We start from the raw sequence: 12,602 nt of genomic DNA, 5'->3' as shown, positions 1-12,602 counted from the left end.
TACCCTCCCCCCCCCCCCCGCCCCGGCCGGGGCCACGCCGGCGGCCCCCCCAGCCTCCGCTGGTCCCACCACATAGTCGATACACCATGCTCTACACTCCACTTATTGATCAATGACCCACCAGGAGCTAATTCCCCACCTGTTTCGGACTGAGTTCAGCAAAATCACCGCTGTGCTTTGCAGGCGCTTCGGAGCCGGCCATATCGAAGTGGCCGAAGACATTGCCAGCGAAACGTTCATGCTGGCCATTGAAACCTGGACTTACAACAAGATTCCTGAAAATCCCACCGCCTGGTTGTATGCAGTGGCCAAAAACAAAGCAAAAAACCACCTCACCCGTCAGCATATTTTCACGGATAAGGTCAAGCCTAATTTGACTCCCTCGGAGGTGACAACAGCAGAAATTGATATCGACCTATCAGACCAAAACATTGCCGACAGCCAGCTGCAAATGTTGTTTGCCATTTGCCATCCGGCCATCCCCGTTGAGTCGCAAATTGGTTTGGCGCTCCGAATCCTTTGTGGCTTTGGCATCGATGAAATCGCCAATGCCTTTTTAACCAGTAAAGAAACCACCAACAAGCGGTTGTTCAGGGCAAGGGAGAAGCTGAGAATAGAGAAGATACCGATAGCATTCCCCGGAGAAAACGAGATCAACAACCGGATAGATGCAGTACTCACCACATTGTATCTGCTGTTTAATGAGGGCTACTACTCAGAGAGCAAGGAAGCTGTGGTGCAGGAAGAGCTCTGCCAGGAAGCGATGAGGCTCTGTCGATTGCTCATAGCAAACCCTCGAACCAATACACCGCCCGTCAATGCACTGATGGCGCTCATGTGTTTCCACGCCTCCAGACTAAAGGCCCGGAAAGGGCAAAATGGAGAGCTGGTATTATATCAAAATCAGGACGAAACACTTTGGAACCAGGAGCTGATCACCAGCGGCGCTATCTATCTGAAAGAAGCCTCGCAAGGAACCCGGATTTCTAAATACCATTTTGAAGCGAGCATTGCCTACTGGCATACGATAAAACAAGACACAAAAGAGAAGTGGGAAAATATCCTTCAGCTCTACAACCAGCTATTGCAACTGGAGTACTCGCCGATAGCGGCATTGAATAGAACCTATGCACTTGCCAAAGTCAGTGGAAAGGAAGTAGCGATCATTGAAGCTGAGAAACTGAAACTAATTGACAATCACTTCTACTTTATGCTGCTTGGCGAACTTTACAAAGGCATCGATAACACTAAAGCGAAGGCTCACCTTGAGCGGGCACTTGCACTTGCCAAAACATCGACCGATAAGCAAACGATTCAGAGGAGTATCGACTTACTCAAGTAACTGGCCATTTACTGAGCGCACCACCGTACATTTTCTGTACATATTTGAACAAAAACCGCATCCAACAACCTGATCAATCTGCTCTCAAGTGGCCTATTCATACATTCTTTTGCATGGCACGTCATTTGTCGTAAAAGGCTCTTTACCTACTACTTGCCATAATGATTAAGAACTTTCTCCTTATTTCTGTAAGGAACATTTTGCGCAATAAAGGTGCAGCTTACCTGAATATTCTGGGGCTAACGCTGGGCATGGCGGCCTGTATTTTTCTTTTTAATTATATCCAGTCACACCTCTTCTATGACCGGCTTCCCCAAGCCCAAAGCGTCTTTCGAGTTGAAACCACTACGTCTACAAGAGGCGAGATTACAGTCAGAGATGCCTTCACCGCTCCGATTGACGGGCTTCGTTTGGCAAATAACCACGTCGAAATAGCTGGATATGCCCGGTTGCTTCCCTTTTCTGAGTATGGCAGTGCCTTTTTCAAATACCAGAAACATGATTCCCTTGCCCTCAGTGTATTTGTTGAAAAGGCCTACTACGCCGACCGCTCCATACTGGATGTACTTTCACTGACGCTGCTCCAGGGCAATCGGGATTCAGCGCTCGCAGCCCCCAACACCTTGCTGCTCTCGGCCACACTGGCAAAAAGAATCTTTCCCCAACAAATGGAAAACAACACTTCCATTGTCGGCCAGGAGTTTGTTTCGGCTGCGGCGGGGTTTTTCGAACAAACCTATGTCATAAGAGGTGTATTCGACGACAGGCCTGAGAAAACCCACCTCAAATTTGATCTACTGGCCTCTTTAAGCTCCCCGGCCGCCGGCATGGACAATCCCGGCATACAAAAATCAGAGGTTGTTTATACCTACGTTCTTGTGTCGCCAGATTTTGATGTTTCATCTATTGAAAAGGCGGCCACTTCCCCGGGGTCTTCCGCAGAAATGGAAACTTACGAAAAAGGGATTTTCCTCCGCCCGATTGAGGACATTCATCTGTCAACAGAAATCTCCAATGAGCCCGAAGACGGCATCAGTCCCACCTTACTCGTCTTTCTGGCTGTGATTGCGGTCATCATTGTTGTGCTTGCCTGCACCAACTATGTCAACAACGCCATCATCAATAGCATAGAACGGGCAAAGGAAATTGGTGTGAGAAAGTTGCTTGGTATCACACCCACACAACTCACGCTCACCTTTGTGGGTGAGGCATTGCTCACTAACACCCTGGCAGGCTTGCTCAGCATCTTTTTCTTTCTGTTTGGCACTAAGTTGATTGTGATGTATACCAACATCAGCTACCCGCCAGTGGGATATTCCAACATGGCAGTGTTTGTTCTCTTTCTTATTCTGCTTATCCTGGTGAGCACCCTGTTATCCAGCGCCTATCCGGCCTTTCACTTGTCGTCACTCAATCCAATCGACTCTCTCAGAGGCAAGACTAGCATGATCAACTCAGGCAACCTTAGCAAAGGAAGCAGCATTATCCGCTCCCTGCTGATCTTCCAACTAACCTCCTCTATCATCTTCCTTTCGGCTGTTTATATTGTCTATCTGCAGCTGGATTATATAGAAAGAAGCGGTGGCACCTCACGTGAGATCAAAATGAGCGGCGTATTTCCCGGGCTGCCGGGCGCAAATGCGGAGTTCACCAATCAAGTCGACCGTTTTATACTTCACAACAGAGGCGAGGGCATCAGGGGCATACATATTTCAAATCTCTACCAGGGCAAAATCAAAACAATGCAGGCCATTTCGGGCCTGGCACCGGTAGAAAAACAAGAAGACGGTATTTATGCAAAGCTCTTTCCCGGCCTAAAAGACACCACCTTTAATTTATATGTGATTGACCATCAGTACTGGAAAGACTCCTCATCAGTTTTCCGGGCTGGGCGTAACTTCAGAAATATGGGTGACGACTTCAACTCTTTGGTGGTGAATGAATCTGCCGTCAAAGCACTAGGCTTCGGCGACCCGGAAATGGCAATAGGGCAAACCATTGACTCCCGGGGTGGCTACCATATGGTAGTGGGCGTGGTCAAAAACCAACAGGCTACTGCACCTCCCTCAATTTACGTTACAGGCTTCCGACACAGAACGTACATGGATTTTGTCTTGTTCTACCAGCCCAACCAAAGTGAGAACATATCAACCTTCTTGCAGGAAATGAAATTTCAAATCGGGGCATATTTTCCCAATTTCTTCTTCCTGAGCAGGGGCTTCGAAAACCGACTGGCGCTGGAGGAAGGCATGCTGAAAATGTTCTTCTTTTTCGCCATTATCGCTATCGTCATCGCTAATATGGGCATGTTTGGGCTGGCCTCCTATGTAACGCAGAAACGAACTAAGGAAATTGGTATCAGAAAAATTCTTGGTGCTCCAACCCACAATATTATGTTGCTTCTGCTCTACGATTTTCTTAAACTTATTCTCATCGCCTACCTCATTTCCAACCCCATCGTATGGTTCAGTGCCAAAGAGTGGCTGGACGACTATCCTTTCAGGATCGGGCTTGACCCGACGCTGATTCTTTTCCCCGTTTTGTTTATTCTTTTTATTTCCACCCTGGTCATTGCTGAGAAATGTTGGCAAACGGCGATAAAGAGTCCCCTGGACTCCCTCGACGCCAATTGAGCCGTTATACCTGGCCGGATTGAGACTGCCTCGTTCATAAAATAGCCTCAATTTATAACAGAAAGGCCTTTTCTTCCGTTAAGTATAATACAGCCTGACCATTTTAATGAATTATTTGTAACAAAACCGTAAAATTATGAACGCTGGAAAAGTATTAGTTAGTGTATTGGTAAGTGCATCTATTGGAGCTGCCTTAGGAATACTGTTTGCCCCTGCTAAAGGCACTGCCACAAGGAAGAAAATTGGCAAGAAGGGAGATCATTATTTCGATGAGATGGAGTCCAAGTTCAATAAGGTGATCGATAATGTTTCTAGCAAAATTGAGACTGTCGGTAAAGAAGCCATGCGCCTCTCTAAAAATGGGGCGTCGAAATTAGAAGACGCCAAACTTGTAGGCAAAGACAGCTAAAGTCAAAATCATTTATAGACAATGAGTTCAGCTTCCCGAAAGTAGCCAACACATGGCAAAACTTTCGGGAAGTTTTGTTTTGGCAGGCTTCAGTTGTCCGTGCTCAAAAACTGCTGCTCACGCCGATATAATCCACCTTTTTTGCTCCAAATTTCGTATACTAGTTAAAGGCGCACGGCTCCTCGTCCAAAACCTTCTTCATTGCTGCCTTCTGCACTGCGTAGTATATCAACTCGTTTGCTGCGCACCACTCACTACCTACGCTGCCTACCACTGGCTTGGTATGGTGCGCACCGCAGTCTCTTGTTAAGCCCTTTACTCAGGTCTGACAAGGCGTTGTCTCACCTTTGTTAACGCCTTTACTACCTATGTCACAAGCGCTTATCTACCACCCACACATGCGCTTCACCCCTACCCAGTTAAGCCTTTAACTGGGAGCGATTAAAAGCTTCAGGCGGAATCGGGGTCGCCTTTAACAAAACTCTCCTTCCAACCTTCCGCTTTTTTTCTTTAATTGACTTTGCTATACCCTTATCATCCTTCGTTTTCCATTTCCAACTTCCAAACTTCTCTTGTATGACCAAAAGATTACTATTACTACTCGCCTGCGCTATTGCCATCAATGCCCACGCTCAAAAACTAAGTGCGAGCAAAACTGCCGCCATCAAAGACATTGAGGGCCGCACCTCAGAGCTCACCACCATCAGCGACAAAATATGGGCGGCAGAGGAAATCGCTTTTCAGGAAACGGTATCGGCCGACCTACTGGCCGACTATGCGGAAGCCAACGGCTTCACAGTCGAGCGTGGAGTAGCCGGCATTCCAACCGCATTTATTGCGACCTATGGCAGCGGAAGCCCCGTCATCGGTATTCTCGGTGAATTCGATGCACTGCCAGGACTTTCGCAGAACACTGTACCTTATAAAAGTCCTTTACATGAAGGCAAGCCGGGCCACGGCTGTGGACATAACCTGTTTGGTACAGCCAGCCTCGGAGCCGCCGTTGCGGTAAAAGACCTGATGGCACAGGGTAAGCTTAAGGGCACTATCAAATTTTTCGGCACTCCTGCGGAAGAGAAATTCTTCGGCAAAATATGGATGGCCAAAGCTGGTCTTTTCGATGACCTTGACGCCTGCCTCGATTGGCACCCTGGCGCCGAAACCAAAACGGCTGTGCAAAGCGGACTGGCCCTGGTCGACTTTACCGTCGAGTTTTTTGGTCAGGCTGCTCACGCTTCCGGCGATCCGTGGAATGGCCGCAGCGCTTCCGATGCACTTGAACTGTACGCACATGGTATCAACTCCTACCGGGAGCACATCAAACCTACCGTGCGCATCCACTACCACATTCAGGATGGTGGCCAGGTGGTGAATGTAGTGCCCGACTACTCCCGCATTTGGGTGAGGGTGCGTGACGACAAAAGAGAAGGAATGAACGAGGTATACCAGCGGGTAAGGGCCATGGCAGAAGGTGCAGCTATTCTGGCCAATGTTGATTACAAGATCAACCTGGTGTCGGGTATTTACGAAGTGCTTGTCAACCGAAGTGGTGGGTCAGTTATTCAAAAGAACCTTGAGTTGCTGGGCCCGATCACATACACAGCTGAAGAGACAGACTATGCCAAAAAGATTCAGGAGGCTACAGGAAAGCCACAAATTGGACTGAATAGCAAAATAGAGCCCATGGAGGAAACCCTCGAACACCCAGGTGGCGGATCTACCGATGTAGGTGACGTAAGCTGGGTGGTGCCTGTTGCCCGCCTCACCGTAGCCACGGCACCTGACGGCACGCCGTGGCACTCATGGGCTGTGGTGGCTTGCGGCGGAATGTCCATTGGCCACAAGGGAATGATTCATGCAGCCAAGGCCCTTTCTATGTCCGCCATTGACTTGTTTGAAGACCCAAAAAAGGTGGAAGCAATGAAAAAAGAATTCAAAGAAAGAAAAGGCGATCATGTGTACACGCCGATGATCGAGGGGCCTCCGCCAATTGGGAAAGAGTAAAACAAAAAAAGGCTGCCAAAAAGCCGTCATTTCGACCGTGAGGGAGAAATCCCCCTGACATGCTGCAAGGTCTGGGAGATTTCTCCCTCCATCGTCGCTCGAAATGACGTTGTCTTTCAGATTTTCAGAATTGTTTTTTTGTTTTTGTCTTTTTGTTCTGGTAGGTGTAATCTGTCATGACATGTTCAAAACAATTCCCTAAATTGTATCAAACAACACTACCTATGAAAACTTCCCTCACTCGCCGGCAAGCACTAAAAGCCGGCACGCTGGCTGCTTCCGCCGCTTTCATCAATATTCCTTCTCTTTTTGCTAAGTCTCCCTCTTACAGTGCCGAGTTCCTTTCGATGACGGATGAAGAAAGGGCATTCTATTATTTCAAGGGGCAAGAAGGCGTAAAAGCAAGGCTTTTTGCCAACGAGAACCCGTTCGGCCCTTCGGAAAAAGCGAAAGCTGCTATCACAGCTTCGTTGAAAGACAGCTACATGTATCCTTTCGACGAAAGAGCAGAACTACAAAGAAAAATCGCTGCGTACGAGGGTGTTTCAGAAGATCATATTTTGCTTGGCGCCGGCTCCACTCAACTGCTAATGGCCGCTGGTGCTGCCTTTGGGATGAAAGGCGGTGAGATCGTGATTTCTCATCCTACTTTCGACAGCCTGCCAAAATACGCCGAAGGTGTGGGAGGCAAGCTGGTGAAGGTTGACGTCGACAGCGGTCTGAAACAACAACTGGGCAAAATGGCCGACGCCGTAAATGCAAAAACATCACTGGTGTATACAGTGAACCCAATGAATCCTACTGGCACCCAGGTATCGGGACAGGAGATGAGGGATTTCTGTAATTCCATTAGCAGCAAAGCTCCTGTTTTTGTTGACGAAGCTTATATCGACTATCACCCTGAAGGGTTGACAGCGAGTACGATTTCCTGTGTGCAGCAAGGCAAGAATGTCATTGTTTGCAAAACCTTCTCCAAGGTGCATGGATTCGCAGGCTTAAGGGTGGGCTATTGCGTGGCCAAGCCAGACCTGCTGGCCAAAATGAAACCATTCTCCACCGGCGGGTTTGACCTATCCAGACCAGCGGTTCTGGCAGCGACAGCTTCGGTGGATGATAAAGCGTTCCTAAGCATGAGTGTTCAGCAAACAGAAGAATCCAAACAGCTGCTATACAAAGGCCTGAAGGCCGTTGGTGCCAGCGTCATCCCTTCTTTCACCAACTTTGCCATGTTCCCCATCGACATGAATGGCAGCACTTTTCTCAGCCGCATGAAAGAAAAAGGCGTGCTGGTAAGATCCTGGAATTTTAAAAATCAGGACTGGTGCCGGGTGAGCATAGGGCGCAAAGACGAAATGGAGGCTTTCAACAAGGCCCTGGCCCAGGTGGTGTAGCTGAAAAATTTGCATATAACTGTGCGGCGGGCAATCTGCCCTGCCACATTCAATCTTTTTTCAGTTTTTTTTAAGTCATTTCAAACGTTTTCGATGACACATAAAGGCACTTTGCGCTATATGCGATTGCGGCGGCAGTTGAAAATCACTGGAATTATCGCAATGTTTGCCTCTGTTTTTTTGACTATTGACAAAAAATGCTCCCTAAGATAAACCCCACCACCACTGACGCCTGGAAGAAACTTCAGGCCCATTTTGGTCAGATGGAACCAGTACAGATGAAGGATCTTTTTAAAAAGGATTTTTCCCGATTCGATAAATTCCATTTGAAGTTCGAAGACCTTCTTTTTGATTTCTCCAAGAACATCATCACTGAAGAAACACTCAACCTGCTTTTGGAGCTTGCCGACCAGGTAAAACTACAGGATGCCAAGAGACAGATGTATTCAGGTGAGTGTATCAACGTAACGGAAAGCCGTTCTGTTCTGCATGTGGCCCTGCGCAACCGAAGCAATACACCTATTATTGTTGACGGGCACAACGTGATGGAAGACGTGAATGCAGAGCTGGCAAAAATGAAGACCTTCACCGAAAAACTACATGCGGGTGAACTGAAAGGATTTTCTGGCAAGGCTATCAGGCATGTTGTCAATATTGGCATTGGAGGTTCTGATTTGGGCCCCTACATGGTCACCGAGTCACTAAAACCCTATCAGGTAGAGGGCATCGAAAGCTACTACGTATCGAACGTGGACGGTACACATTTACTGCAGACACTCAAGAAGGTAGACCCAGAAACTACCCTGTTTATAGTTGCTTCTAAGACCTTTACTACTCAGGAGACAATCACCAATGCAGAATCTGCAAGAGACTGGTTGCTGGCCGCCTGTAAAGACAAAAAATACGTACGCAACCACTTCATCGCCCTTTCTACCAACACAGAGAAGGTGGTGCAGTTTGGTATTGCCGAAGAGAACATGTTCAAGTTCTGGGATTGGGTAGGTGGCCGTTACTCACTTTGGTCGGCCATTGGTATGTCCATCGCCTGTGCCATTGGGTTCGACAACTTTATGGAGCTGCACGAGGGGGCTCATGCCATGGACAATCACTTCCTCAATGCTCCGCATGGGGAAAACCTGCCCACCATACTTGCTTTGATTGGTGTGTGGTACAACAACTTCTTTGAAGCAGAAAGTCAGGCTATTCTATGCTACGACCAATACATGCACCGCTTTGCGCAATTCCTGCAGCAGGGTGAAATGGAGAGCAATGGCAAGTCGGTAGGGCGTGATGAGAAGGACGTGAACTACGAAACAGGCACCATTGTGTGGGGAGAGCCCGGCACCAACGGTCAGCACGCTTTTTATCAGCTTTACCACCAGGGCACGAAGCTGATCCCATGCGACTTCATTGCTTCGGCCAACAGCCAAAACCCTTTGGGAGACCACCAGGAAAAGCTTCTCTCCAACTTCTTTGCTCAAACAGAGGCATTGATGATTGGAAAAACCAGAGAAGAGGTCATTGCTGAATTGAAAAAGGCCGGCAAATCGGATGAAGATATTGAAGCGCTGACCCCTTACAAGATTTTCAGAGGCAACCGACCTACCAACAGCTTCCTGATGAAGAAGCTAACACCGAGGGCGCTTGGGTCGCTGATTGCCCTTTATGAGCACAAAATCTTCGTTCAGGGCATCATCTGGAACGTGTACAGCTTCGATCAGTGGGGAGTAGAATTGGGCAAACAATTGGCCAATCAGATTCTACCAGAGCTACTCAACGGTAGTGCGGTTACCAGCCACGATTCGTCTACCAACGGGCTGATTAATGCATATAAGGGACTGAAGGAATAACTGTCTCCTTAGCCGCTATTTACAGGCAATATTTGCATTGCAGGGGGTAAGATAAATTCCTAAATTGTCGTTCACTTTTTCATAGCTATGAACAGAATAGACCGGCTTTTTGGGGTAGTTACTTATATCCAATCCAGAAAATACACCTCACTTCAGCAGCTGGCCGAGAAGTTCGACAAAAGTGAGCGAACAGTATTTCGTGACCTGCGGGCAATTTCTGACATGGGCCTGCCCCTGGGCTTCGAACCCAACAAGGGATACTTTATTACCGACGGCTATTTCCTCCCTCCCGTTTCCTTTACCAATGAAGAAGCCAATGCGTTGATACTCATGGCTTCGCTGGCTGATCAGTTTACCGACAAATCCATCATCAGCCACAGCAAAACGGCCGTCGAAAAAGTAAAGGCAGTACTAAAGGGAAGCCAGAAGGAAGGTGTGGATCATCTGCACGAGCAAACCAGAGTACTTAAGTGGCACCACGACATGCTTGATACGCAGTATCTCACCATCATTCAAACGGCTATCAGCAGCAAGCAGGTGCTTAAAATGACGTACGAAAACAAAGGGCTTGAAACCAGCACCAGAGAGGTGGAGCCTGTTGGTCTTTTGTTCTACATGTTCGACTGGCACATGATCGCCTGGTGCTGGAAAAGAAACGACTATCGGGACTTTAGGGTAGTGCGAATAAAAAAGCTTGAATGCACGACAAAGCCCTTCAAAAAACCGGATCACATCAACCTGGATGACTACATAAAAGATCTTCCTGAAAGTTTTTCAAATCCGATGACATAGGGTTGTCAGTAGGAGGAATTTCTTTGAATATAAATAGCAAAGAAATGAACCACAGCCTTACCATTAAAAGAACCTACCGCATCCCGAACACTGTTTCAAATGTTTGGCAGTCGCTCGTCTGCCCTACCCTGATCGACCAATATGCTAACAATTGTGAGATGGCTAAACTGAGCACGGATGAAGCGGCTGATTCACTCGAAAGATGCGCAACCTTCAGGTCTGGAGACATCCTCGAATATGAGAAAGGTGTCAGGGTTAAGTTTTCCACTTTTGATGCCAATGCCGGACTGGCCAACGTCCCACAGAACTACATCCACATTACCTATGAGTTATCCGACATTGGCAATGAGACTGAACTCAGCATTACCATTGAAAACTTTATGGAAGTAAGCGAGCGATTTAAGCACTCTCAGTCAAAATGGAGCGATGTGCTGTCTCCCAGGGTTGAAAGTTTGCTTGCTAGCTGAATGAGCTTTGCACAAAGGATATGAGTAAACGCACGCCCGTAGGACTAACTAAAGACGCTGGTTTTCAGATCGGCGTTCGGAAAACACTCCCTGTAGAGGCTGCGAGGCTTTGGGCCTTCCTCCTTTCGGGAGAAGGTGTTCGGCTTTGGTTTGGGGACGTAAGCGAACTTCCCTTTCAAGTGTCTGTCAACAGCCCGGAGGGGATGGAAGGGCTTGTTACTACTTTGAAAGAAGGGTCTCATTTGCGCATGAAATGGAAGAAACCTGGCTGGGAACATTTTTCTATGTTGCAGATCAGGGTTATTCCTGCGGGTAAAAAGTCAACTATTTCGTTTCATCAGGATCAGTTGATCAGCGAAAGCCAAAGAGCAGAAATGAAGACTCACTGGGCTGTTGTCATTGACAAAGTAGGGGACCGCATTGCTTCACTATGATTTATTGTTTTCATTGATCACCATTCCCTACCCCCACCTTACCATTGACGTATTGTAGGCCGGTTCATTTGAAGGGAAACCCTACCTTCGGAAAAATAACATCCTCTAGCTATGCGAGTAAACTCATTTGTCTTGTTTCTACAGTTCTTGCTCCTCAGCACAATCGCCAGCGCTCAGAGTGAATTCAGGGTAGTTGGCTACTATTCGCTACAAGCGGCGCAAACTGGGGAGGTGAAAACCGTTCCGTTCAAACAACTCACCCACGTGAACCTATGGTTTCTAAATCCAGACACGGAAGGGAACTTTGTCAATGATTTATCCGGCTTGGTCCCGTTCGTTGAAGCAGCTCACAAACGCAATGTAAAAGTACTCTTTTCCATCGGGGGCGGTAGCCACCAGCCGCAGTACCAGGCCCTGCTTGAAGATGGCCAGAGGAGCAAATTCATTGAGTCACTCGTGATGCAGGTAACCAAATATGGACTGGACGGGCTGGACGTCGACCTCGAAAGCGCCAATATAGATGAAAACTATGAAGCGTTCGTCACTGAGTTGGGGCAGGCGCTCAGGGCAAAAAACAAACTAATGACAGCGGCCATTGCCGTGTACTACAAAGACCAGCTTACCGACAAAGCGATTGCCCAGTTCGACTTTGTCAATGTAATGAGCTACGACCGCACTGGCCCCTGGCGGCCGGAGAAACCAGGCCCTCATGCCTTGTATGAGCACGCAGTGGACGATCTAACCTATTTTGGAGAAGATCGCCAGGTGCCAAAAGGTAAAATGACGCTTGGGGTTCCGTTTTATGGCTACGGCTATGGCCCGGAGCTTACTTCCAAAGCGATCAGCATGAGCTACGGCAAGATTGTGGAGACGTTCGAAGGATCAGAGCTGAAAGATGAATGGACAATGCCTGATGGGAAGATTCTCTATTACAATGGCATCCCTACCATGAAAAAGAAGGTGACTTTGGCTAAGGAAAAGGCTTCCGGCATCATGATCTGGCAGATTCAAGGTGATGCCAAGGGTTCGAAGTCATTGTTGAGGGTGATTAATAAGGCGGCTAAATAGATCACGTACCAGAATTTCAGAATGGGTCTTCACCTAACCCTACAGATATTTCACTCCGCCCGGGCCCTTTCAGGGCTTGGATAAGGTTGCATCAGAACCCTAATAGACACAGTATCCTATTATACACCCCACACCCCCAACTGAATGATTTCTTAACAATTTCTTCAAAATCAGGTCAATACATCCGTTTGAGTATTTCATAACATTGTTGG

Annotated in this window: 10 protein-coding genes; all 10 read left to right on the top strand. The window is 47.8% G+C overall.

Translation table 11 applies throughout. The features are described 5' to 3' along the window. Positions 1 to 112 precede the first annotated feature (112 nt). The 10 genes from RIG68_RS15045 to RIG68_RS15000 all read left to right on the top strand — a co-directional run bounded on the left by RIG68_RS15045 (position 113) and on the right by RIG68_RS15000 (position 12,390). On the top strand, positions 113 to 1,342 hold the full coding sequence (locus RIG68_RS15045) for an RNA polymerase sigma factor (protein WP_350123795.1): 1,230 nt from the start codon (positions 113 to 115) through the stop codon (positions 1,340 to 1,342). Between the two features lie 161 nt (positions 1,343 to 1,503). Beyond that, positions 1,504 to 3,975, top strand: a complete 2,472-nt coding sequence (locus RIG68_RS15040) for an ABC transporter permease (protein ID WP_350123793.1) — start codon at positions 1,504 to 1,506, stop codon at positions 3,973 to 3,975. Between the two features lie 136 nt (positions 3,976 to 4,111). After that, positions 4,112 to 4,384, top strand: a complete 273-nt coding sequence (locus RIG68_RS15035; protein WP_350123790.1) for a YtxH domain-containing protein — start codon at positions 4,112 to 4,114, stop codon at positions 4,382 to 4,384. Positions 4,385 to 4,960: 576 nt separating this feature from the next. Continuing rightward, complete coding sequence (locus RIG68_RS15030; RefSeq protein ID WP_350123787.1) at positions 4,961 to 6,388, top strand: amidohydrolase; 1,428 nt, start codon at positions 4,961 to 4,963, stop codon at positions 6,386 to 6,388. Positions 6,389 to 6,612: 224 nt separating this feature from the next. Next, complete coding sequence (locus RIG68_RS15025; RefSeq protein ID WP_350123784.1) at positions 6,613 to 7,779, top strand: pyridoxal phosphate-dependent aminotransferase; 1,167 nt, start codon at positions 6,613 to 6,615, stop codon at positions 7,777 to 7,779. Positions 7,780 to 7,976: 197 nt separating this feature from the next. After that, on the top strand, positions 7,977 to 9,629 hold the full coding sequence (gene pgi / locus RIG68_RS15020; RefSeq protein ID WP_350123781.1) for a glucose-6-phosphate isomerase: 1,653 nt from the start codon (positions 7,977 to 7,979) through the stop codon (positions 9,627 to 9,629). Positions 9,630 to 9,716: 87 nt separating this feature from the next. Then, positions 9,717 to 10,421, top strand: coding sequence for a helix-turn-helix transcriptional regulator (locus RIG68_RS15015; protein WP_350123779.1), 705 nt, complete (start codon positions 9,717 to 9,719; stop codon positions 10,419 to 10,421). A 44-nt stretch (positions 10,422 to 10,465) separates the two neighbouring features. Further along, positions 10,466 to 10,888 (top strand): hypothetical protein, encoded by a 423-nt coding sequence (locus RIG68_RS15010; RefSeq protein WP_350123776.1) that lies wholly within the window; start codon positions 10,466 to 10,468, stop codon positions 10,886 to 10,888. Between the two features lie 20 nt (positions 10,889 to 10,908). Further along, positions 10,909 to 11,322: an ATPase gene (locus tag RIG68_RS15005; protein WP_350123773.1), complete on the top strand. Its 414-nt coding sequence runs from the start codon at positions 10,909 to 10,911 to the stop codon at positions 11,320 to 11,322. Between the two features lie 111 nt (positions 11,323 to 11,433). Further along, positions 11,434 to 12,390 (top strand): glycosyl hydrolase family 18 protein, encoded by a 957-nt coding sequence (locus RIG68_RS15000; RefSeq protein ID WP_350123770.1) that lies wholly within the window; start codon positions 11,434 to 11,436, stop codon positions 12,388 to 12,390. The last annotated feature ends 212 nt before the right edge of the window (positions 12,391 to 12,602 follow it).

It is taken from the genome of Imperialibacter sp., from assembly GCF_040222385.1.
Lineage (GTDB): Bacteria > Bacteroidota > Bacteroidia > Cytophagales > Cyclobacteriaceae > Imperialibacter.
This window is presented reverse-complemented; position numbering and strand designations above follow the sequence as displayed.

What these genes read in the sequence shown, in the direction of transcription:
- RIG68_RS15045 (WP_350123795.1), top strand. Translation starts at nt 113, where the DNA reads ATGACCCACCAGGAGCTAATTCCCCACCTGTTTCGGACTGAGTTCAGC.
- RIG68_RS15040 (WP_350123793.1), top strand. Translation starts at nt 1,504, where the DNA reads ATGATTAAGAACTTTCTCCTTATTTCTGTAAGGAACATTTTGCGCAAT.
- RIG68_RS15035 (WP_350123790.1), top strand. Translation starts at nt 4,112, where the DNA reads ATGAACGCTGGAAAAGTATTAGTTAGTGTATTGGTAAGTGCATCTATT.
- RIG68_RS15030 (WP_350123787.1), top strand. Translation starts at nt 4,961, where the DNA reads ATGACCAAAAGATTACTATTACTACTCGCCTGCGCTATTGCCATCAAT.
- RIG68_RS15025 (WP_350123784.1), top strand. Translation starts at nt 6,613, where the DNA reads ATGAAAACTTCCCTCACTCGCCGGCAAGCACTAAAAGCCGGCACGCTG.
- pgi (WP_350123781.1), top strand. Translation starts at nt 7,977, where the DNA reads ATGCTCCCTAAGATAAACCCCACCACCACTGACGCCTGGAAGAAACTT.
- RIG68_RS15015 (WP_350123779.1), top strand. Translation starts at nt 9,717, where the DNA reads ATGAACAGAATAGACCGGCTTTTTGGGGTAGTTACTTATATCCAATCC.
- RIG68_RS15010 (WP_350123776.1), top strand. Translation starts at nt 10,466, where the DNA reads ATGAACCACAGCCTTACCATTAAAAGAACCTACCGCATCCCGAACACT.
- RIG68_RS15005 (WP_350123773.1), top strand. Translation starts at nt 10,909, where the DNA reads ATGAGTAAACGCACGCCCGTAGGACTAACTAAAGACGCTGGTTTTCAG.
- RIG68_RS15000 (WP_350123770.1), top strand. Translation starts at nt 11,434, where the DNA reads ATGCGAGTAAACTCATTTGTCTTGTTTCTACAGTTCTTGCTCCTCAGC.